The sequence below is a fragment of the Corallibacter vietnamensis genome, from assembly GCF_039537875.1.
Classification (GTDB): Bacteria; Bacteroidota; Bacteroidia; order Flavobacteriales; family Flavobacteriaceae; genus Corallibacter; species Corallibacter vietnamensis.
Map to the genome: position 1 here is coordinate 1 of NZ_BAABBI010000005.1, position 23283 is coordinate 23283.

Consider the following 23283-nt stretch of genomic DNA (forward strand, 5'->3'; position numbering starts at 1 on the left):
GCATTGGGCTTTCTTCTACATAATTATGCGATTCTCTTGACAGGAAAACCGAAAGTTTTAGAGAGTAATTACCTGTGTTTTCAAAACAGTAAAAATAGTCTGCTGTTTCTAAATGGGTTTTACTCCACTTAATAAGCTCGTGATAACCGATTTCATCATTAGAGAACACTGCATGTTGCTTACTGTGATAGATAGTTGCATCTAGGGTGTTTTTTGATACATCAATACCTATTACTTCTTTTACTTTTTTCATATATTTAAAAAATTAATGTTTATTGATGGTTTGCAACTATATCCTTTAATGAGCCTTATGGGCTAGGTATTCCAAGTAGTTCAACAAAACATCGTACAAGAGACAGAGAGGACTAACACGTGTAAGAGGTAATCCCTAGAGACCGTTATAGTTCTCCTCTCTTCTCTTGATAAATTTAATAACATCAAAGTAAAGGAGACCGTTGTGGCACATTTGAATGAACCTTACAATTAACATAAAATCACTCTTAATTCTGATAATCGGATTTATTAGTTTCACAGTAATCGGAACTATAAGCCACGAATATGGACATATAATTGTAGCCAAATCATTTGACTATGAAACTAAACTACATTATGGAAGTATGAATTATTATCCTAAAGGATATTTAGAAGACAAAGATGTCATAGCAATTAAAAGTTTGACAAAAGATTTTGTTGGAATAGAGTATGACTCTTGGCCAAAAGATGTAAAAGAAAAAACTGAAGAATACAACAAAATTTTGCAAAAACGATATTGGAATGATAGCTCAAACAAAGGTTTACTTGTTACAATTGGTGGTCCTCTACAAACTATGTTAACAGGAACTCTTGGACTATTGATTTTATTATGGCGTAGAGTTTTAATTTCTAAAAACGGAATGAAACCTCTTGATTGGCTCGCTATTTTTCTATCACTTTTTTGGTTACGAGAAGTATTTAATCTTGTAACTTCTATTGGTGGAGAATTAATTTCACCAAATGGAAATTGGTTCGGTGGAGATGAATTACATATTTCACAAGGATTAAATTTGTGGAATGGAACAATTCCTATAATGTTAGCAACTATTGGATTCGCTATCTCGCTTTATGTAATATTTAGAATATTGCCTAAAAAAATACGTCTGACTTTTATTTTAAGTGGATTTATTGGAGGAATAACAGGATTTATATTGTGGATGAATATAATCGGACCAAAAATATTACCATAATGAATAAAAAACGTGCCACAACATTGGCTATAAGTAATTGCTTGTTCTCGCCTACTTCTGACACGAGCACAAAGTGCGAACTGGCGAAGCAAAATTCACTAACGTAAAGTTCGCACTTCGTGCTTGTGTCTCGCGGATTTTCTATTCGGGTTTTATTGCTAAATCGTGCAACTATTCTTATACAAAACCGCTATGCTCAATTATGACGTAACAATTAGAAAGCTTAATCGTCTGAATAATAAATCAAATTTTATGGAAAAAATAGACGAATTAAAAAAAAATAAGCTTTTAGTATTTTTATATTGGTGTGCTAGAGTTGGAATGGGATTAACGTTTATATTATCGGGTATACGAAAATTACCAGGAGTTAAATTCACAACTTTACCCATTGACCATCCTGTTGGGTTTTATTTTGAAGCAATGTATTCTACAGGTTTTTATTGGAATTTTATTGGATATTTTCAAATTCTAATTGGGATTTTGGTATTCTTGAACAGATTTGTTGTTATATCAAGTTTATTTATGTTACCTGTAGTCATAAATATTTTTTTTGTATCAATAGCTTTAAATATGAGAGGAACCCCTATAATTACATCTGCTATGGTTTTAGGAAACTTACTCTTAATTGTATGGCATATTAAAAATTATAAATCGCTATTTATAAGACCGATTGAATAAAGCAGCATAAAACAACGGCTATAAGTAATGGCGTTGTTCTCGCTTACTTCTAATCAGCCATTCCAATTCTGTGATTGACCACCACAAACTTGTCATGCACAACCTTGTGATGAACTTGATTCAGTATTGTTTCAGTATCTAGGCAATCTCTCCTAAATAATAACCCACAAATAATCATAAAACCAGATCAGTTTGTAAGAATTTTAACTATTTTAGAAGTTTAAATATTACATATATAAACACACTAGTGTGTTTTAATTGTTAGCAAACATTAACCAAATATTAACCAGAAAAATTAACAAATGAAACAATTTTACACTTTTTTGAATTTAGCAGCTTTAATGCTTTTTATTCCATCAATTTCTAATGCACAAACCACTTTATATTTCAATGATTTTGAGGGAACTGATTTTGACACATATCAACTATACAATGCATCAGGGAGTTCAGTTAACTTTATGACTGCATCAGCAGATTATATAACTAGGGCTATACCTTCTAGCTTATCTCTTGGAAACACCACTTCAGGGTTTTCTGGAAATGTGATTGCATTAGAGGATTACGACGGAGCTGGCTATTTACCTGAAGATCATTATATTCAAACAAATGCAATAGATATTACTGGAGCCATTGGTTTAGCTTTTGAATTTCGTCTAGCTGCACCTAGAGGAAACGATGGAAATAGGTATGAAACCAATGATATATTGCAAGTACAAATATCTATTGACGGAGGAGCATATCAAACAATAATAAGTTGTGGTGGTGGATTAGACACCCGTTTTTATTACGATTCAGCTTTAGATGGTATTAACATTGATGGTAATGATATAATAGTTGACCAAAATTCTCAAATAATTTCAACCTCTATTCCAAATACAGGTAATACTATGTTTGTTAGAGTTCTTTTTAATTCTCTAGGTTCTCAAGAAGAAATGCTATTTGATGATATAAAAGTTAGCGCATTAAATGTATTAGGATTAAATGATCTTCATTATGATACTAAAATTAAAGTATTTCCAAACCCATCAAAAGAATTTATTCAAATTTCAAATTTAAATTCAAAAGAACCATATACCATTTTTGGAATTCTTGGAAATCAAATTAAAAAAGGAATTATTGCTAACAATGAACAAATTGATATTAGCAATTTTACAAACGGAATGTACTTCTTGAAATTTAAAAATGGAAATACAATTAAATTTATAAAAGAATAGAAAAACGGCATACAACAACGGCTATAAGTAATGGATCTGGTCGCGCCTACTTATGATACAAAGTGCAAAGTGCGAACTGGCGAAGCAAAATTTACTAACGTACAGTTTGCGCTTTGTGACAGTGTCTATTCGGTTTATATTTGCTAAATTAGGTGCTTAAATCACGCCACTAATCTTATATGAGGCTGTTATGGTTAATTTGAGAAAACGGAATGAAAAGAACTGATTTAAAGAAAATAGACTATATAGTTCTTGGGTTATATTTAATAATTGGATTTCTGATTTTCATTTTCTATTATCAAAATATTATCCCACAAAAGACAATTAATGAAAGTATACTAGCTTTCGGATTTGGTTGCCCTTTCTTACTCTACGGACTTTATTATAAAAGGTTTAGAAATGTAAAAGTTATTACTATTTGGACATTAATAGCATTATTCCAAATTGGTATTTATCTGAAATTTAAACAAAAATCGGATTTCATAAGCGTAATTGGAAGTTCCTATTTGGAATATCTGATTATGCTACCGATTTCAATCATTATCTTTTCTTTATTAAGGTATTTGTATTGGTTAATTTACAAACAAGAATTAGTAATTACTGCTTTGAATTTTAAAACAGGTGAAATAGTAGAAAACAGAAGATTACGCGGAACAGATTTCGCCTTTTCTATAATTGGAATGTCAATAATGATTTTCGGAATCGACTTTGTAATTGAATTGATAAATTAATAAAAACTAACCACAACAGCACATAACCGTAATGTATTAAGGCATTTATTAAAAAAAAGGAGTTCATAGGTGGCTATGCTTGGTTTTTAATCTGTTACGTTAACTAAAAGTAAAAAACTATGTGTTTTTTGGGTATATTTCTTAAAAAAAACCTATTTACTTAAAAAAGTAGCACGATACAAGAACCTACAAACTCTACACCTACTACTCTAGTTAACACTTAATACACTTGGTATTATTATTTACACATTTTTGTTTCCACAAAAGGGAACTATAATTATATTTGCAACCTTAAAATAATTTACATGAAAGCAGGAATTGTAGGATTACCAAACGTAGGAAAATCAACCTTATTTAATTGTCTATCTAATGCCAAGGCGCAAAGTGCAAACTTTCCGTTTTGTACCATAGAGCCTAATATAGGTGTCGTAAACGTACCAGACCCAAGACTTCAAAAATTAGAAAGCCTTGTAAATCCTGAACGTGTTATTCCTGCTACTGTAGAGATTGTAGATATTGCTGGACTTGTAAAAGGTGCTAGTAAAGGTGAAGGATTAGGAAACCAATTTTTGGCTAATATTCGTGAAACCGATGCTATTTTACATGTTTTAAGATGCTTTGACAACGATAATATTGTACATGTAGATGGCAATATAAATCCGCTACGCGACAAGGAAACCATAGATATGGAATTGCAACTTAAAGACCTTGAAACTGTTGAGAAAAAGTTGGACAAAGTAAAACGTGCAGCAAAAACTGGAAATAAAGATGCGCAAAAAGAAGAAGCTATATTATTACAGATAAAAGCAGGATTAGAAGCAGGAACATCAGTAAGAGCATTAGAGTTTAGCGAAGATGATTATGATGATTTTGTAAAACCATCTCAATTTATAACAGACAAGCCTGTAATGTATGTTTGTAATGTAGACGAAAGTGCTGCCGTATCTGGAAATAGTTATGTAGAACAAGTACGTGAGGCTGTAAAAGACGAAAATGCTGAAGTTTTAGTGCTAGCTGTAGGTACCGAAGCTGATATAAACGAGTTAGACGATTACGAAGAACGCCAAATGTTTTTATCTGACATAGGACTAGACGAACCAGGCTCATCAAAACTTATACGTTCTGCTTATAAATTATTAAATCAACAAACCTACTTTACTGCTGGTGTAAAAGAAGTACGTGCTTGGACTGTAGGTATTGGTGCTACTGCGCCACAAGCAGCAGGCGTTATTCATACCGATTTTGAAAAAGGCTTTATTCGTGCTGAAGTTATAGGTTATGACGATTATGTAACCTATGGCAGCGAAGCCAAAGTAAAAGAAGCTGGAAAAATGCGTGTTGAAGGAAAAAACTACATTGTAAAAGACGGTGATATTATGCATTTTTTATTCAATGTGTAACCAATATGTTTTATTTAAATAAAAAAAGCCCAATGTTCTGAACAACGTTGGGCTTTTTATTGTTAATTACTTTACATAAATGGGGTTTCATTTTTTAAACCGATATATTATATTAGCAACATATCCAACAAATCACACCTTTTTATGTCTGAACAATCTAATTACACCGAAGATAATATACGCTCACTCGATTGGAAAGAACATATCCGTATGCGTCCAGGAATGTATATTGGGAAACTTGGTGATGGTTCTTCTCCAGACGACGGTATATACATACTGCTAAAAGAAGTTTTAGACAACTCTATAGACGAGTATGTTATGGGCGCTGGAAAAACCATTGAAATCTCTATTCAGGGTAATAAAGTTATTGTGCGTGATTATGGTCGTGGTATTCCATTAGGTAAAGTGGTTGATGTGGTATCAAAAATGAATACTGGTGGTAAGTATGATTCGCGCGCCTTTAAAAAATCGGTTGGACTAAATGGTGTTGGTACCAAAGCCGTAAATGCCTTATCAAACTATTTTAGAGTTGAATCTACCAGAGATGGAAAATCTGCTTCAGCTGAATTTGAAAAAGGAAATCTTACCAACCAAGAACAGCTAGACGAAACATCACGTAGAAAAGGAACTAAAGTGTCTTTTGTTCCTGACGAAACTATTTTTAAAAACTACAAATACCGCAATGAGTATGTAGAAAAAATGCTTAAAAACTATGTGTACCTAAACCCAGGTTTGACCATTGTTTTTAACGGAGAAAAATATTACAGTGAAAACGGATTAAAAGATTTACTAGCAGAAAACATAAACGATTCTGACCTTGCCTACCCTATTATTCACTTAAAAGGCGATGATATTGAAGTTGCCTTAACACATAGTAAAACCCAATACAGCGAACAATACCACTCGTTTGTAAACGGACAAAACACAACTCAAGGAGGAACACATTTAGCTGCTTTTAGAGAAGCCTTGGTAAAAACACTACGTGAGTTTTACGGTAAAAATTATGATGCTTCAGATATAAGAAAATCTGTAGTATCAGCCATTTCTATAAAAGTTATGGAACCTGTTTTTGAAAGTCAAACCAAAACAAAGTTAGGTTCAACTGATATGGGTGGCGATTTACCTACGGTAAGAACTTATGTAAACGACTTTATAAAAACCTATCTTGATAACTACTTACACAAAAATCCTAATGCAGCTGAAAGTATTCAACGTAAAATACTACAAGCAGAGCGTGAAAGAAAAGAGTTATCAGGCATAAGAAAATTAGCTAAAGACCGTGCAAAAAAAGCAAGTCTTCACAATAAAAAGTTACGTGATTGTCGTATTCATTTTGGTGATACAAAAAACGAGCGTAACCTTGAAACAACCCTATTTATAACCGAGGGAGATTCTGCATCTGGTAGTATTACAAAGTCTAGAGATGTAAACACACAAGCTGTTTTTAGCTTAAAAGGAAAACCTTTAAACTGCTATGGCTTAAGTAAAAAAATTGTTTACGAAAACGAAGAGTTCAATTTACTACAAGCCGCTTTAAACATAGAAGAATCACTAGAAGATTTACGATATAACAACATTGTAATAGCAACCGATGCCGATGTAGATGGTATGCATATTAGGCTTTTACTTATTACTTTCTTTTTACAATTTTTTCCTGAAGTAATAAAAGAAGGGCATTTATATATTTTACAAACACCACTATTTAGAGTACGTAATAAAAAGAAAACTATATACTGCTACTCTGAAGAAGAACGACGAAATGCTATTGAAGAATTAAAACCGAAACCGGAGATAACCCGATTTAAAGGTCTTGGTGAGATTTCTCCTGATGAATTTGTTCACTTTATAGGAGAAGACATTCGTTTAGACCCTGTTATGCTAGATAAAGATATGTCTATAGAAGAATTGTTATCATTCTACATGGGAAAAAACACACCAAAAAGGCAAGAATTTATCATAGACAACCTAAAAGTTGAAATGGATATTGTTGAAGAATAACAAACCTACAAAGCGGAATTTAAATAGAAACAAAAACAAATAGCCTAAATCAATGAGTGAAGAAAACAATGATTTGATGAATGAAAATGAGGAAAATCATGAAACCATAACCAAGGTTACAGGAATGTATAAGGATTGGTTTTTAGATTACGCCTCATATGTAATTCTAGAACGTGCAGTACCTGCTATAGAAGATGGTTTTAAGCCTGTACAGCGACGCATTATGCACTCAATGAAAGACCTAGACGATGGGCGCTACAACAAAGTAGCTAATATCGTTGGTCATACCATGCAGTATCATCCGCACGGAGATGCAAGTATTGCAGATGCTATGGTACAAATAGGCCAAAAAGATTTGCTAATTGACACCCAAGGAAACTGGGGAAACATCCTAACAGGAGATAGCGCTGCTGCATCACGTTATATAGAAGCACGTTTGTCAAAATTTGCGTTAGACGTTGTTTACAACCCAAAGATAACCGAATGGCAAGCATCATATGATGGGCGCCGTAAAGAACCCATCAATCTTCCTGTAATGTTTCCGTTGCTATTAGCACAAGGTGGCGAAGGAATTGCTGTAGGTTTATCAACAAAAATATTACCTCACAACTTTATAGAACTTATTGATGCCTCTGTAAAGCACTTAAAAGGAAAACGTTTTACAATTTACCCAGATTTTCCTACTGCTGGAATTGCTGATTTTACAGATTATAAAGATGGTTTACGAGGCGGAAAAGTACGTGTACGCGCAAAAATATCGCAACTAGACAAGAACACACTTGTTATCACAGAAATACCATACAGCACAAACACATCATCATTAATAGATTCTATCTTAAAAGCCAATGATAAAGGCAAAATAAAAATTAAAAAGATAGAAGATAATACCGCGGCCGATGTTGAAATATTAGTACATCTACCGTCTGGTATCTCTCCAGACAAAACCATAGATGCACTTTATGCTTTTACAAACTGTGAAATATCAATATCACCATTAGGCTGTGTTATTGAAGACAACAAACCTCTTTTTATAGGTGTATCAGAAATGCTACGCCGCTCTACCGACAATACCGTTCAGCTATTAAAAAGTGAATTAGAAATAAAACTTGGAGAGTTTGAAGAGCAATGGCATTTTGCCTCTTTAGAACGTATATTTATTGAAAATAGAATTTATCGCGATATTGAAGAAGAAGAAACTTGGGAAGGCGTTATAAAAGCTATTGACAAAGGTTTACAACCTCACATAACTCATTTAAAACGTCCTGTTACTGAAGACGATATTGTAAGATTAACAGAAATACGAATTAAGCGTATATCAAAATTTGATATAGACAAAGCACAACAAAAAATTGATGCATTAGAAGATCAAATTGCAGAAATAAAACATCATTTAGCAAACCTTATAGAATATGCTATAGCATATTTTGAGCGCCTTAAAAAAGATTATGGCGAAGGCAAAGAGCGTAAAACTGAAATACGCATTTTTGACGATGTAGATGTTACAAAGGTTGTAATAAGAAACACCAAACTCTATGTAAATCGTGCCGAAGGTTTTATAGGAACGTCATTACGCCGTGATGAATACATTTGTGATTGTAGCGATATAGACGACATTATTGTGTTTACCAAAGAAGGTAAAATGATGGTGACAAAAGTTGACACCAAAACCTTTATAGGCAAAGACATTATTCATGTTGCTGTATTCAAGAAAAAAGATAAGCGTACTATTTATAACATGATTTATCGCGACGGAAAAAGCGGTCCTACGTATGTAAAACGCTTTGCTGTTACCTCTATAACTCGTGATAAAGAATACGATCTTACCAATGGTAATAAAAACTCTATGCTTTGGTACTTCTCTGCAAATCCAAATGGTGAGGCTGAAGTTGTAAGCGTACTTCTACGTCAAGTGGGAAGCATAAAAAAACTAAAATGGGATATTGATTTTGCCGATATCCTAATAAAAGGACGTGCATCAAAAGGCAACCTAGTAACCAAGTATGCTGTTAAAAAAATAGAACTTAAAGAGAAAGGTGTTTCTACGTTAAAACCTCGTAAAATATGGTTTGACGATACCGTTCAGAGACTTAATGTTGATGGTCGTGGCGAGCTAGTTGGAGAGTTTAGAGGAGAAGACAGAATTCTTATTATAAAACAATCCGGAATTATAAAAACCATTATTCCAGAATTAACAACTCATTTTGATGATGATATGATTGTTATGGAAAAGTGGATTCCTAAAAAACCTATTTCAGCCATATATTACAATGGCGAAAAACAGTTATACTACGTAAAGCGTTTTCTTATTGAAAATGAAGGTAAAGAAGAAAGTTTTATATCTGATCATCCTGATTCGCAACTAGAAATAGTATCTACAGACTGGAGACCTATGGCAGAAGTTGAGTTTACTAAAGAACGTGGTAAAGACCGTAAAGATAATATGGAAGTAAACCTAGAAGAATTTATTGCCATAAAAGGAATTTCTGCTTTGGGGAATCAATTGACAAAAGATAAGATTAACCAAATAAACTTACTGGATTCGCTACCTTACGAAGCACCAGAAGATACACCCGCACAAGATATTGAGGTTGTAGACGAAACAACTATTGATAATGATGACGTAAATGGCACAAAAAATGAAACCGAAAGTAACTCTAAAGATGAAGACTCTACGCAATCTTCAAATGATGGAGAAGGTCAAACAAAACTCTTTTAACAAAACAACTATAAAACACTAACAACAAGTACGTTGTTAGTGTTTATTTCTTTTTTTAACGTTTACTTAAGACTCTAATACAAGAACCCTATTAGTTTTGTAATGGTTTACTGTAACACTTTTATAATTTGAGTGTCTTTATAGTATCAATCAAAAAAAACTAAACTAATACATGTTCCGCATTTTAACATTAGCACTCGTATTCTTGTGTGTAACCCAACTTACTGCTCAAGACAAAAAAGTGTTAGAAATATCACGTACAAACACACCACCTAAAATAGATGGTGTTCTAGATGATGCTGTGTGGCAAAATGCCAATGAAGCCAAAGGCTTTACACAATTTAAACCTGAAGTTGGCACAGCAGAAAACGACTACCAAAAAACTATTGTAAAAGCTACTTATGATAATGAAGCTATATATTTTTCGGCATATTTATATGATAAGCCTGAAGAAATAATGAAACAATTTAATAGCCGTGATAATTTTGGGCAACAAGATTTTTTTGGCATTATTATCAATCCTAATAATGATGCACAAAACGACACAGAATTCTTTTTATTCCCGTCAGGAAATCAAGCTGATGCTATTGCATCGCCTAGCATAGGAGAAGATTTTGGCTGGAATGCTGTTTGGGTTAGTGCTGTAAAAATTGTTGAAGACGGCTGGATTATTGAAGCAAAAATCCCCTATTCTACGCTACGATTTTCTAACCAAGACGTTCAGACTTGGGGCTTACAGTTTCACCGCCATTTTAGATCAAAACGCTCTCAATATACCTGGAATCCTTTAGATCCTACAAAAGGTAATATTGGGCTTTATCACGGAGAACTTCGTGGTATAAAAAATATTGAGCCTCCAACTAGGTTGAGCTTTTACCCTTTTGCATCGGCTATTGTTGAGACACAAAATGGTGTTACAGAAGACAGCTATAATATAGGTTTAGATATAAAATATGGTATCAGTGAAAACTTTACTCTAGATGCGACATTAATACCAGATTTTAGCCAAGCTGGTTTTGATGATGTTCAATTAAATCTAGGTCCTTTTGAGCAACAATTTGCAGAGCAGCGACAGTTTTTTACTGAAGGAGTTGATTTATTTACAAAAGGAAACCTCTTTTATTCTAGACGTATAGGTAGTGCTCCTACCGGAAGTGTTTCTAAAAATGACAATGAAGTGGTTGATGAATTTCCAAAAACAGTAAGCATGCTTAATGCTATTAAAATTTCGGGTCGAACAAAAAAAGGATTAGGTATTGGCATTTTTAATGCTATTACTGAAAAAACTTCAGCAACAGTTAGAGATACTTTAACTGGGCTTGTTAGAAAAGAAGTTGTTGAGCCATTATCTAATTACAATATTCTTGTTGTAGATCAGCAATTCAATAAAAACTCCTCTGTAAGCCTTATTAATACTAATGTAACTAGGAATGGCCATTTTAGAGATGCTAATGTTACCGGATTACTTTTAAACCTGAACAATAAAAGTAACACATATGGCATAGACGCTTCTGGAAAAATGAGTTCTTTAAATCTAGTTACAGGAACACTAACTGGTTATAGTACGCAGTTTAGTATTGGGAAAATAGGCGGAAATTACCGCTACTCTGTAGGACATAATTTTGCAGATGAGAATTATGATATCAATGATATGGGAATAATTTTTCAAAATAATTACAGTAACTTTTCTGCTAATGCTTCTTATAGAATTTTTGAACCAACAAAATTGTTTAACAACATGTATGTTGGTATTTACGGAAATTATAATATGAGATACAAGCCCAATGTTTATGCTGGAAAAAATGTAGGCGTTGAATTTAATGCTACAACAAAAAAACTTCATGGATTTGGTGCCAACATTAATCTTCAGCCTGGTAAACAACTTGATTTTTTTGGTCCTAGAGTTGACGGTAGGTATTTTATATCTGAAGATTGGTTAAGTACATCTGCATGGATTTCGTCAAATTATAATAGCACCTTTGCTATTGATGCAAATATAGGTTACGAAACACTTTTTGAACCAGGTAGAGACTACACAAGTTATTGGTATGGTTTAAGTCCGCGAATTAAATTTAATGAGAAATTTCTTGTCGTTTATAGCTTTGATTATGATTTAGAAGAAAAAGAGCGTGGTTATATTCACAATAGTTATGGTGGTGCTGTTCCTGATGATGTTATCTTGTATGGACAAAGAGACCAAACTACTATAGAAAATAGTCTGTCAGGAAGTTATAATTTCAACTCTTATCATGGACTAACACTAACATTTAGAAACTATTGGAGTACTGTTACCTATGAAAATGACCTGTATGAACTACAAAACAATGGTAGATTAACCCAAGAGTCTGGCTACACAAAAACTGATACTTCAAATCCTGATGTAAACTTTAACACATGGAATTTAGATTTTGGGTACTCTTGGCAATTTGCACCAGGAAGTCAGTTAACAGCGCTTTATAGAAATCAATTGTTTAATAATTCATCTGAATCTAGTAAAGATTACTTTAATAGCTTGGAGGATTTATTCAATCAAAACATTAAGCATACATTTTCTTTAAAAGTTGTTTATTTTATTGACTATAATAATGTTAAAAATATATTTAGCAAGAATAATAGCTAATCATTGTACAGAACATCTTAAAACTGTAAATTGTTGCTTCATTTTTGATGTATGATAAAAGCAAATAACATTCATAAATATTATGGTGATTTACACGTTTTAAAAGGTGTGAATCTAGAGATACGCAAAGGAGAAATTGTATCTATAGTTGGTGCCTCTGGGGCTGGTAAAACCACCTTATTACAAATATTAGGCACATTAGATAGAATTTCAACAAATAGTGATAGTGAGCTATCTATAAATGACACCAACATAAGCCAGCTTAATGATAAGGCTTTAGCTAAATTTAGAAACGAGCATATTGGTTTTATTTTTCAGTTTCATCAGCTACTACCAGAGTTTACTGCTCTTGAAAATGTTTGTATACCTGCTTTTATTAAAAAAACTTCAAAATCTGAAGCAGAAAAACGCGCTAAAGAGTTATTAGATTTTTTAGGATTAAGCCATAGGTATAATCACAAGCCCAACGAATTATCGGGAGGTGAACAACAACGTGTTGCTGTTGCGAGAGCTTTAGTAAATAACCCTGAATTGATTTTTGCTGATGAACCTTCTGGAAATTTAGATAGTGAATCTGCAGAGAATTTACATAACTTGTTTTTTAAACTACGTGATGAGTTTGGACAAACTTTTGTGATTGTAACTCACAACGAAGAACTTGCTAATATGGCTGATAGAAAACTTACTATGGTAGATGGAAAAATGGTGATTTAAGTAAACACCTTAAAGCTTACTAAAATCTAATTTATTAAATTAGTAAAGATCAATACTTATATCCTGAATAATGCTTTTAATATTACTGTCTTGGATTTACATAATAATCTTGGCATCTGTTGCTGGCATTAGCCTTAACAAGTATTTAGGAATTACAAAAACGGATGATCTAACAACAATATTTCACGGTTTTTTTAGTATTACAATATTTGCTAGTATTTGGGCTATTTTTTCTGGCTTAAATGTTATTTTTTGTATAGTTCTTTCTTTATCAACAGCTTTTCTTTTTTACCTAAATAGAAAAGAATGCTTGAGCTATTTTTTACGATTTAAAGAAGGCATCGTAAAACTAGATAGTTTCTTTAAACTAATATTAATAGGTGTTTCTATACTTATTTTAGCTCAATGTGCTTCTGCTCCTACTTTACCAGATAATGAATCATATTATATACAAACCATTTTATGGCTTAATGAATTTGGCTTTGTTAAAGGTTTAACAAATCTGCATTTGTTTTTAGGTCAAACCTCTGGATGGCATATTCTACAAAGTGCTTTAAGCTTTAGTTTTATTTATCCCAATTTTAATGATATAAGCGGGTTATGTCTCCTTTTAGGTAATGTTTTTGCTGTAATAGCGTTACAAAAATTTATAAAAAATCATAATCGTAACAAAACATTACTATACATAGGATTACTTCCTGTTTTTAACTGCTTTTTATTTCCTTTTATAAGCAGCCCATCTCCTGACCTTGCAGTAATTATATTGTTAGCAATAGTCGTTTTTAAGTTTATTACCAATTATAAAGCATGTACTAAAGATGAGTTATTATCGGTCGTTATCCTTACTGCTTTTTTAATTTTTATAAAAGTAACCGCTATTGTTTGTCTTGTTTTTCCTTTTGTTCTTTTTATAAAGCACTATAAAGCCAATAAAAAACATTCTATTATCATAGGAAGTATTTACACAACTGTATTGCTATTAATGATTACAAAAAACATCATTATTACAGGAAATGCATTGTATCCACTTTTTGATTTTGATACTTTTAAAACTTCTTGGAGCCTTCCTAAAAACATATCAAGCTATTTTTCTTCTTATGGTAATGCTTATGGATATGGTATACCAACAACAGTATACGAAACGAGCTCGGTTGTTGCGTTATTAAAATACTGGATAAATTATACTGGGATTGATGGTTTTATAAATAAGTGCATGGTAGTTTTATTGTTGGTCTTTGCTTTCTTTTTAAAGCACAAACCCTTTAGAATTATATATGGAGTTACTATAATACAATTGGTATTACTTTTTTATACATCGCCACAGTTTCGTTTTTACTTACCATTTTTTATTGTATTGGTTTTATTAGTATTATCTAGAGTGTTTTGGAAGAAATCTGTAATAAAATTTATGCTAATATGCTCTATTTTACTATGCTTTGGCTTTGTTTTTATTCCTTCTTTACCTGGAAAAACCAAAACTTCTTCATTTCACTTAAAAAACATTATAGAACCTTATAGTAATAGCAAATATCCTTTAGAATATAAAACAATAACAACAAATAACGCTACACTAAATATTCCTGTTGGTATCGACTTTTTTTGGGGAACTGGCAACACGCCTATTCCCGCATTAAATGAGCAACAGTTAGATTATTTTAAAACGTATTATAATGTTTTACCTGAACAGAAAAGTTCAAATCTGAAAGATGGTTTTATTTTAAAATCAACAAAACAATAAAGACGCATTTATTTTAGAACCACAAAAAAGTCTTTTAAGCCACTTAAAATACTCTGCACGGCATAAGCTGCCAAAATAAGTCCCATTACTTTACTTATTACTGTAATACCGTATTCTCCAACACGTTCTTTTACTTTGTTTGCCATAAGCAATAAGAAACAAGTAATTAATATAACTACAAACACCATAAGTGTTGTAAAAGCTTGTTGTTGTATACTATATATATGATTATCTGTCATTAGCACAACAGCCATAATAGCTCCAGGTGAAGCAATAGAAGGAATAGCAACAGGAAAAATAGTTACGTGTTTATAATCTTTTATAAGGTCTTTTTCAGTAGTAGGTTTACCATCACCAAAAATCATAGTTAGCGCAAATAAAAATAGAATTACACCACCAGAAATTTGAAAGGCATCTAGAGAAACATTCATTCCCTCTAAAATAATTTGACCTATTATAATGAAAGACAAAAGTATAATAAAAGCAATACCAGAAGCTCTTATAGCTACACGTCTTCTATGTTTTATATCAAATTGCTTTGTTGCTTCTAAATAAACTGGAACAGAACCTAAAGGATCAATAACTGCAATTAGAAAAAATAACGTTGTGAGTATATCATTCATATAATACAAGCTTGTAAACTTAAAAAAACAAAATACACAAAATAACGGTTTAAACAAATGTCTAAACCGTTATTTGTATTTAACTTTTAAATAAGTCAAACAATTATATGTTTTAAGCTAATTGCGCATTAATAAGATTAGCCCATTTATCACTTAATAAAATTTCTGTACGTAATTGCACATTATCTTTTTCATTATAAAGCTCAAAAGTTGTTGGTAAAACGTTATTTGTTTTAGATTCAAAACATAATTCAACACGTTCTATAACACTATTTTTTTTCTTATCTGAAACTATGATAGTTCGCAATGCTTTATTAGGATAACACATTGATACTGTTTGTAAATCTATAAACTGATTTGTGTTTTCATCATTTTCCTTTTTTGTAAAAAACAAACACTTTTTATCTGTATCAATCCCAATAACCATGTGGTCTAAAAAATCATATTGCGATATTTTACAATCATGCTTACTAGCTAACTGCTGTAAAGTTTGTAATGCTGTTTTTTTCTTTTTTGTTTTACTCATATACATAAATAAAAATGGTAAAACACATATAATAGTAATTATAGCCCCTATTGTGGCACTTCCTGTATTCATCTTAAGTTTTTTAATATTATTTAATTGTAAATAAAACTTTTACCATAAAAGCTTACACACAAACCATTTTGGTTTGTATAACTAAAAAAATTAAAATGTTTACCAGTGATAATGAAACGGAAAGATTAGAGTCGCTTTTCTTTGATGGATAAAAAAACTCTTGCCGCTATTGGCATATTGCTTATACTTAATGTCTTGTAAGTCATTATATTGATTATTTACAACACAATGAATAGCTATAAAGTTATCAGTATTGAATAGCGATAAAGGTTCGGGCGTGTCTACAGAAAACTCTCCTTGAACCGTATGAGTATAATTTACATTTGATACATACGCAGAATATGCTTCTTCTTTTACAGAATCTGAAGCATTTTTAACGTATTCATAAGGCACATGATTTGTTGCTGCAATAGTAAAACTATATACTAATGCAAGCAGTAATGCGCCTATATGTTTTTTGGTGTAATTCACGAGGCAAATGTAATTTATAAAATATAACAGTATTTAAATAATTACCATTTTAACAATTTATTAGCTTGATAAATTACAAGAACAGAGTGTTCAATTAACTAAAAACATCTATCTCTTCAGTCTTAAAAAAAACAATAACACACTAACTAACAACACATTATAAAGCTGTTTTAATTTTTGGCACGCTGTTTGTTTTACATAGAAGTGTAAACAAATACCTTACGAATATGAAAAATACATTATTAATACTAGCAGTCATTCTTTTTAGTGGCTTCACTGCTAACGCAACTATAACCAACACAATAAGTGAGAGTGAAAATACATTAACAATGAGAGGTTATGGTAAGTCTTTCATTTTTGTAGAAAATAATATTGAATTTTCTGTATTTCCAGACGGACAATTTGATTTTTACATGCCTAATTATGGTCCAAATGTAAATGTTGCTGTAAATGCGCCTGGAGTAAGTATCAGTTTTAATTCTGGATATAATTATAACCCTTATGTACAATACGACGAGTTTGGAGCAATTATACAAATTGAAAATACACCAATATACTATGACTATTATGGTCGAGTTTCTCAAGTAGGTAATATTTTTATTAACTACAATAGCTTTGGGTATGTGTCTCGTGTTGGTGGTTTAAATATATTTTATAATGGTCGTGTGTTTTCGCATTACACGGGTTTTATAAACGTTTATAATAGACATTATGTTTATAGACCATGGCATGCATATTATAGAATTCCTGCATCAACACATTGTGTAGTATATAACAGACCTTACAGACAATATTACAAACCTGTTCGCCATGTGTATTACAGACCTTACACAAACAACTATAGACGAACAACAGCTGTGGCTAGCAGACGAGGTAATACCATAACAAGAAATAGAGCACTTGCTACTAGAACTGTTGATACACCTAGAAGAACAGCTGTTACTAGAAACAATAGATCTCAAGTAAGAAGCAATAATACAACTAGAAATCAACGTATAAAAGCGGTTTCTCCTAGAGCAAATACTCAAATAAAAAGATCTAATAACACAAGAAGTAATACAATAACAGCACCTAGTAGAACTAGAACAAATGCTATAAAAAATCAAAATAGATCACGCACTAAAGTTACAAATACAACCTCTAGAAGGGTAACAAAATCAGCGAGAAATGTATCTAAAAATATACAGAGAAAAAATTCTAGAGTATCACAAAAACCAAACAGCAATTATTCTCGTAAATATAGTACAGTAAATAAAAATAATAGACAGACTTCTTCTAACACAAGAGGTCGAGGAAGATAAAATTTTTTGGTTGGTTAGTTGGAATGTCCCACATGTAGTATGCCTCAAAGCACCTTGTGGGATTTTCCTTTTTAACGGTTTATAAGTTTATGTAGAAAATTATTAATATTCTCTGAAAAGTTAAGCCAGTAAACAAAAAAGCCATAAAACAAAGTTATTAAAAGTGTTTTTAAAGCAATACCAACTACCGGATGAAAACCAAAATCCCAAAAGTAAAAAACACCTAAAGACACAAGTATCAAAACAAACACTTTAGAGGTATTTATACTAAAAGGATTTATTTTAAACTTAAAATACACAAACCAAATCTTTGCAACATTATACAAAAACATAGCTATAAACGTTGCAAATGCTGCGCCATTTATACCAAATTTTGGAATGAAGTACATGTTTAAAATTATAGTTAGAATAGCTAAAAACACGCCTAGCAACAATACCATCCTATAATAATCACTATTAAATAAAATGGCATTATTATTACCTAATAGGGTTTCTAGTAACTTTGAAAAACTAATAACAAACACGACAACTAATCCATCTGCGTAAACTGGATCAATGAGTTTGTATAACTGATTTATATTCAAAATTATAAGCAAGAAAATAAAACCACTTATAATGAATAGGTTTAATGAACTTTTCTTGTATAAATTTTTTAATTCAAGTTTATTTTTTTCATTTAAATATTTAGCTGTAATCGGGTTTACAATTTGATGCATTGCTCTATAAGGAACACCTATTACGGTCGCTATATAAATAGCAACTCCGTAGTATGCAACATATTCTAAATTTACATAACGATTTAGCATAAACTTGTCTATCTCTAAAATTATGTTTGCTACAGAACCTGCAACGATAATTAAAGATGTGTATTTTAACACTTTAGAAATATCATTTACTTTAGAAAAAGATAATGTTGGAAATCGTAAGCTAAATGCATACAACTTCATGATGATTAAACGCAGTACATAAACACCTAAAATGCTATAAATTAACTCCTGAACAGATATAACGTTAAAATGCAAGCAAAGCAATAAAATAGCAATACAAACCCTATGAAAAACTTCTTTCATAAAATTCCCAAAAACTGTTTGCATTTGTACTTTAGACCAAGCATAAAAAATCTCAAAATAGGCAAAACTAACTGCTGCAGCGTAAATTAACCATACATAATCTTTTACTAATGGGTTATTCCCTATAAACCAATCGCTTATTACTTCAAAAGCAAAAACCCCTATTAAACCAGAAGGTATTATTATTAATAAAGGCAGAAAAAGCATGAGGGTTAAAAAACTATTTTGATTGCTTTTAGATTTATAAGATGAATAAAACTTGATTATCGTGTTATGAACACCAAAAGCCATAAGCGGCATCATGACATTTGCTGTAGAAAGTATATAAGTAATTAGCCCAAAGTATTCATCGCTTAAAAATGCTGTATATAAAAAGAAAACATTTATAGCACCAACAACAAACCCTAAATAGGTAATCAAGGTATTTTTTATTGATTGAATTGCTACAACTCCCATAAACTAAATAAGCTCTGACAATTTCTTTGTCAATGATTTACGACTGTATTTTTGTAAGCCAATAGCATGCGACTTTAAAACTCCAGTTTTGTATTGATTATAGTACTCTAAAATAGTACTTTTTAATGATTCGTGATCATTATAATAAAAATAACGTCCTGTATTAGTCTCTTTAATAATTTGCTCAACATCTGAAGCTTTTGGTCCTAAAGCTAGAATAGGTCGTTCAGAGACCATATATTCAAATAACTTACCTGGAATAATACATCTTGTTTCGTCAGAATCTATTTCAATAAGAATTAGTAATTGTGATTTTTTTTGAAAAACAACAGCCTCATTATGTGAAACATAACCGTGCTCATTTACATAATCACTCAAACCTAAATTATATATAGATTTTAAAACATTTTCGCTTACAGCACCAACAAAATGGAGTTCAAAATCAGTTGCAAAATCACTATGCTCTGTAATTAACTCTTTTAAAACTTGCCATAAAACTTCAGGGTTTCTTTTAGATAATAATGAACCAATATGCGCCATTGTAAACTTGCTATCTAAATCAGGTGATTGCACATGATTTACATCATAACCATTTGTTATTACAGATATTGGTTTATCTGTTATAAGTTGAAACTCCTGCTTGGTAACATCACTAGTAACAATAATTTGATTGGCAGCTTGCAACACTTGCTTTTCTAGTGTTTTATGCTTTAACGAAGCCTTTTTTGTGAGTTTTAATTGTTTATGGTAACCTATTGTAGTCCACGGATCTCGAAAATCTGCAATCCAATTGACATGCAGTTGTTTTTGCAAATGCAAACCTATTAAATGTAAACTATGCGGCGGACCTGTTGTTATTACAGTCTCAATATTATAATCTGATATATAGGTCTGTAAATATTGAACCGATGGTTTTACCCAACCTACTCTAGCATCTGGTATAAAAAAATTACCTCTTACAAACAGCAACAAACGCTCAATAAGACTTTGTTTTTTTTCTTCTGAAATAATACCCTTACTTACTGTTTTTGAGCGTTTTTTAGACAGTAAACTCGCAAACTTATAAGGTTCATTTATAGCCTGCTTAATAATTGTTACATGTTCAGGCACATCATCTAACAAAGTATCATCTACTAATGGATAACTAGGGTTAGATGGAATGTAAACAATAGGATCAATATTAAAATCCGGAAGATATTTTACAAATTTTAACCAGCGTTGTACGCCAGGTCCTCCAGCTGGCGGCCAATAATACGTAATTATAAGCGCTTTTTTACGCACCAAGTTTAGAAGAGTTTTTAAATTGATAAAATAATCCGCCAAGCAATAACAATACAAACACAATAGAGCTTGCTAAAGCTATACTGCTACCTGTTTTTATCACTTTAGGCTCAAACTTAAATTCAATAATGTGCTTACCTGATGGAATTTGCATGCCTCGTAACACATAATTTACACGGGTATAATCCGTTTTTTCACCATCTATATAGGCTTGCCAACCATTTGAGTAAAAAATCTCTGAAAATACAGCAAAACCATCTTTATTATTGTTTGATTGATATTTTATATAGTTAGGCTTATACGTTAATACTTTAATACTTTCAGTTCCATCAAGCTTATAAGTTGATGATACATTTAAGTCATTAGCATCATTTTTTACATTAAGTACAGCAATACGTTTTGTATCTAAACTATCTAGAGCTAAAATCTCATCATTAGCAGTTTCTACTGGTTTAAACTTTTCTATAAACCATGCGTTTCCGTTAGGTTGTGTATATCTTGTTTCTGCTAGTGGTCTACCTTGCTCATCTTCAATAATCACATATTTAGTATTGAGCATGTTAAGCACATCTAAATTATTTTTAGCAATATGAAAATCAAACAACTCATCATAACGTTTTAATTTGGCTGCGTGATAACCTGACAATGAGTTATGAAAGTATGAAGCTCTAGCGCCACCAGAAGTCACATCAAACACTCTAAAATGGGTTGTGTCTTTTAAAATTTCTTTATCAGCTGCACTTTTTTGATATGGCTTATTTACTTGAATAGATGGTATGAAATCACTATTGTTTACATAGCGTTTATCAACACTGATCAAATCAAATAAAAGCAATCCTGCAAAAGCAACTACTGCAAGTGTTTGTGATAATTTCTTTTTTAAATACATAAAAATTACACCTGCAGAAAGCACTACCAAAATAAGGGTACGCCATACATCTTTGCTGAATAGCATTTTTCTATCAGTTCTAATAGCATCAATAAATTGTTGTCCGTAATTTTGACGATACATACCATCGTGCGCTCCAGCAAAATCAAATGTAGATTTAAACAATAACAATAAAACCGCTAACCCTGCTGTGATAGCCGCTGAATACTTTAAAGCTTTTAATTTTTGATCATCATCTTCAAATTCATTGAATAATCGAGATAAACCAAAAATTCCTAAAATAGGGATACACAACTCTAAAATAACCTGAATTGAACTTACTGCCCTAAATTTATTATACAAAGGGACATAGTCTATAAAAAGGTCTGTTAGAAAGAAATTCTTACCGTATGATAGCAACAATGACAACAAAGTACCACCAACTAACCACCATTTTAAACGACCTTTTACCAAAAACAAAGCAAAAACGAACAAGAAAATAATAACAGCTCCAACATACGCAGGCGCTTCAACAATTGTTTGGTCTCCCCAATATGTTGGTATTTGTTTAGTTTGTTCAAGTGCTTGTAATGGTGTAGCTCCTAACCTTATAAAAAAGTCATAAGACGCCGAGTTTTTACCAACATCTTCATAGCTACCACCTCCTAAAATTCTAGGAACAAATAAGTTTAGTGATTCTAAAATCCCGTAACTGTACTCGGTAATATACTCTTTACTTAAACCGCTAGTAACTTCAACAGGTGCGCCTTCGGCATTAATAGTTAGTTCACTCTTACTTCTAGTACTCTCTTTGGCATACTCTTGAGTTGCCATAATATTAGTAGCATTAAGTCCTATAGCTAGAACAACTGCTAAAACCAATAAGCCTACCGATTTAAAATAATGTGGCAGCAACGCTTTTTTATACGCATCAATAAAATAAGCAATACCTAAAATAACAACTAAAAACATTAAGTAATAAGTCATTTGAAAGTGATTTGCTACAAGCTCTAATCCCATTGCTACTGCTGTAAGCAAAAAGCCAAAAACATAATATTGCCTAAACGTGAGAATAATACCACTTAAAACCAAAGGCATGTATGCTATTGCATGAGCTTTAGCATTATGACCAACACCTAAAATAATTATTAAATAGGTTGAAAAACCAAATGTCAAAGCTCCTAAAGCGGCTAATTTAAAATCAACCTTTAATACAAGTAGCAGTATATAAAACCCTATAAAATAGAGAAATAAATAATCTGCAGGTCGTGGTAAAAACCGAAGCGATAAATCTAACTCTTTTATAAAATTGTTCGGGTATTTGGCTCCTAATTGATAGGTTGGCATTCCTCCAAAAGCACTATTTGTCCAATAAGTTTCTTCTCCAGTAGCCTCTCTAAAGTCGGTTTGCTGTTTAGACATACCGATGTATTGTTTAATATCGCTTTGAAAAATTTGTTTTCCTTGCAAAACAGGACTAAAATATGCTAATGAAATAATTACAAATCCTACTAAAACAAGTATATGCGGAAGAAATTTTTTAAAAGAAAATTGCATGAAAATATATTAAACAATGATTGCGA

17 protein-coding genes and 1 pseudogene are annotated in these 23283 nt (G+C 31.7%); 11 read left to right on the forward strand and 7 right to left on the reverse strand.

Annotation, left to right across the window (positions count from 1 at the left end; genetic code table 11):
• A pseudogene (locus ABD690_RS12045) lies at positions 1-253 on the reverse strand (IS110 family transposase); the annotation flags it as partial.
• Positions 254-617: 364 nt separating this feature from the next.
• On the opposite strand from ABD690_RS12045, the gene ABD690_RS12050 reads away from it, so the two are divergent.
• The 10 genes from ABD690_RS12050 to ABD690_RS12095 all read left to right on the forward strand — a co-directional run bounded on the left by ABD690_RS12050 (position 618) and on the right by ABD690_RS12095 (position 15032).
• Positions 618-1223 (forward strand): hypothetical protein, encoded by a 606-nt coding sequence (locus ABD690_RS12050; protein WP_344730836.1) that lies wholly within the window; start codon positions 618-620, stop codon positions 1221-1223.
• Between the two features lie 252 nt (positions 1224-1475).
• Positions 1476-1901 carry a DoxX family membrane protein gene (locus ABD690_RS12055; RefSeq protein WP_344730837.1) on the forward strand — a complete coding sequence of 142 codons (426 nt, stop codon included), beginning with the start codon at positions 1476-1478 and terminating at the stop codon, positions 1899-1901.
• A gap of 302 nt (positions 1902-2203) precedes the next feature.
• Positions 2204-3115, forward strand: a complete 912-nt coding sequence (locus tag ABD690_RS12060) for a T9SS type A sorting domain-containing protein (RefSeq protein ID WP_344730838.1) — start codon at positions 2204-2206, stop codon at positions 3113-3115.
• A gap of 212 nt (positions 3116-3327) precedes the next feature.
• Positions 3328-3846 (forward strand): hypothetical protein, encoded by a 519-nt coding sequence (locus tag ABD690_RS12065; protein WP_344730839.1) that lies wholly within the window; start codon positions 3328-3330, stop codon positions 3844-3846.
• A 305-nt stretch (positions 3847-4151) separates the two neighbouring features.
• On the forward strand, positions 4152-5246 hold the full coding sequence (gene ychF / locus ABD690_RS12070; protein ID WP_344730840.1) for a redox-regulated ATPase YchF: 1095 nt from the start codon (positions 4152-4154) through the stop codon (positions 5244-5246).
• 144 nt (positions 5247-5390) lie between these two features.
• Positions 5391-7244, forward strand: coding sequence for a DNA topoisomerase IV subunit B (locus tag ABD690_RS12075; protein ID WP_344730841.1), 1854 nt, complete (start codon positions 5391-5393; stop codon positions 7242-7244).
• A gap of 52 nt (positions 7245-7296) precedes the next feature.
• Positions 7297-9960 carry a DNA gyrase/topoisomerase IV subunit A gene (locus ABD690_RS12080; protein WP_344730842.1) on the forward strand — a complete coding sequence of 888 codons (2664 nt, stop codon included), beginning with the start codon at positions 7297-7299 and terminating at the stop codon, positions 9958-9960.
• Between the two features lie 172 nt (positions 9961-10132).
• Positions 10133-12580 (forward strand): DUF5916 domain-containing protein, encoded by a 2448-nt coding sequence (locus ABD690_RS12085; RefSeq protein ID WP_344730843.1) that lies wholly within the window; start codon positions 10133-10135, stop codon positions 12578-12580.
• Between the two features lie 51 nt (positions 12581-12631).
• Positions 12632-13294, forward strand: coding sequence for an ABC transporter ATP-binding protein (locus tag ABD690_RS12090; protein WP_344730844.1), 663 nt, complete (start codon positions 12632-12634; stop codon positions 13292-13294).
• 70 nt (positions 13295-13364) lie between these two features.
• On the forward strand, positions 13365-15032 hold the full coding sequence (locus ABD690_RS12095; protein ID WP_344730845.1) for a DUF8201 family protein: 1668 nt from the start codon (positions 13365-13367) through the stop codon (positions 15030-15032).
• Between the two features lie 8 nt (positions 15033-15040).
• Here ABD690_RS12095 and ABD690_RS12100 read toward each other — a convergent pair whose 3' ends face one another.
• From ABD690_RS12100 to ABD690_RS12110, 3 genes are all read right to left on the reverse strand, one after another.
• Entirely contained in the window at positions 15041-15655 is a 615-nt protein-coding gene (locus ABD690_RS12100) for a MarC family protein (protein WP_344730846.1), read from the reverse strand.
• Between the two features lie 112 nt (positions 15656-15767).
• Positions 15768-16253: a hypothetical protein gene (locus ABD690_RS12105; RefSeq protein ID WP_344730847.1), complete on the reverse strand. Its 486-nt coding sequence runs from the start codon at positions 16251-16253 to the stop codon at positions 15768-15770.
• 99 nt (positions 16254-16352) lie between these two features.
• Positions 16353-16724 (reverse strand): hypothetical protein, encoded by a 372-nt coding sequence (locus ABD690_RS12110; protein WP_344730848.1) that lies wholly within the window; start codon positions 16722-16724, stop codon positions 16353-16355.
• 227 nt (positions 16725-16951) lie between these two features.
• Between ABD690_RS12110 and ABD690_RS12115 the strand changes: the two genes are divergently transcribed.
• On the forward strand, positions 16952-18025 hold the full coding sequence (locus ABD690_RS12115; RefSeq protein WP_344730849.1) for a hypothetical protein: 1074 nt from the start codon (positions 16952-16954) through the stop codon (positions 18023-18025).
• A 71-nt stretch (positions 18026-18096) separates the two neighbouring features.
• On the opposite strand, the gene ABD690_RS12120 is transcribed toward ABD690_RS12115, so the two are convergent.
• From ABD690_RS12120 to ABD690_RS12130, 3 genes are read right to left on the reverse strand one after another with little or no spacing between them, the layout of a single operon-like run.
• Complete coding sequence (locus ABD690_RS12120; RefSeq protein WP_344730850.1) at positions 18097-19551, reverse strand: lipopolysaccharide biosynthesis protein; 1455 nt, start codon at positions 19549-19551, stop codon at positions 18097-18099.
• A gap of 3 nt (positions 19552-19554) precedes the next feature.
• Positions 19555-20832, reverse strand: a complete 1278-nt coding sequence (locus ABD690_RS12125) for a glycosyltransferase family 4 protein (protein WP_425554975.1) — start codon at positions 20830-20832, stop codon at positions 19555-19557.
• Positions 20825-23257 carry a YfhO family protein gene (locus tag ABD690_RS12130; RefSeq protein WP_344730852.1) on the reverse strand — a complete coding sequence of 811 codons (2433 nt, stop codon included), beginning with the start codon at positions 23255-23257 and terminating at the stop codon, positions 20825-20827. Before ABD690_RS12130 ends, ABD690_RS12125 begins: the two co-directional genes overlap by 8 nt.
• Positions 23258-23283 lie beyond the last annotated feature (26 nt).

Coding starts and splice junctions, on each gene's coding strand:
- ABD690_RS12120 (WP_344730850.1), bottom strand. CDS start 19,551: ATGGGAGTTGTAGCAATTCAATCAATAAAAAATACCTTGATTACCTAT.
- ABD690_RS12100 (WP_344730846.1), bottom strand. CDS start 15,655: ATGAATGATATACTCACAACGTTATTTTTTCTAATTGCAGTTATTGAT.
- ABD690_RS12080 (WP_344730842.1), top strand. CDS start 7,297: ATGAGTGAAGAAAACAATGATTTGATGAATGAAAATGAGGAAAATCAT.
- ABD690_RS12055 (WP_344730837.1), top strand. CDS start 1,476: ATGGAAAAAATAGACGAATTAAAAAAAAATAAGCTTTTAGTATTTTTA.
- ABD690_RS12115 (WP_344730849.1), top strand. CDS start 16,952: ATGAAAAATACATTATTAATACTAGCAGTCATTCTTTTTAGTGGCTTC.
- ychF (WP_344730840.1), top strand. CDS start 4,152: ATGAAAGCAGGAATTGTAGGATTACCAAACGTAGGAAAATCAACCTTA.
- ABD690_RS12085 (WP_344730843.1), top strand. CDS start 10,133: ATGTTCCGCATTTTAACATTAGCACTCGTATTCTTGTGTGTAACCCAA.
- ABD690_RS12060 (WP_344730838.1), top strand. CDS start 2,204: ATGAAACAATTTTACACTTTTTTGAATTTAGCAGCTTTAATGCTTTTT.
- ABD690_RS12050 (WP_344730836.1), top strand. CDS start 618: ATGAATTATTATCCTAAAGGATATTTAGAAGACAAAGATGTCATAGCA.
- ABD690_RS12090 (WP_344730844.1), top strand. CDS start 12,632: ATGATAAAAGCAAATAACATTCATAAATATTATGGTGATTTACACGTT.
- ABD690_RS12095 (WP_344730845.1), top strand. CDS start 13,365: ATGCTTTTAATATTACTGTCTTGGATTTACATAATAATCTTGGCATCT.
- ABD690_RS12105 (WP_344730847.1), bottom strand. CDS start 16,253: ATGAATACAGGAAGTGCCACAATAGGGGCTATAATTACTATTATATGT.
- ABD690_RS12065 (WP_344730839.1), top strand. CDS start 3,328: ATGAAAAGAACTGATTTAAAGAAAATAGACTATATAGTTCTTGGGTTA.
- ABD690_RS12130 (WP_344730852.1), bottom strand. CDS start 23,257: ATGCAATTTTCTTTTAAAAAATTTCTTCCGCATATACTTGTTTTAGTA.
- ABD690_RS12075 (WP_344730841.1), top strand. CDS start 5,391: ATGTCTGAACAATCTAATTACACCGAAGATAATATACGCTCACTCGAT.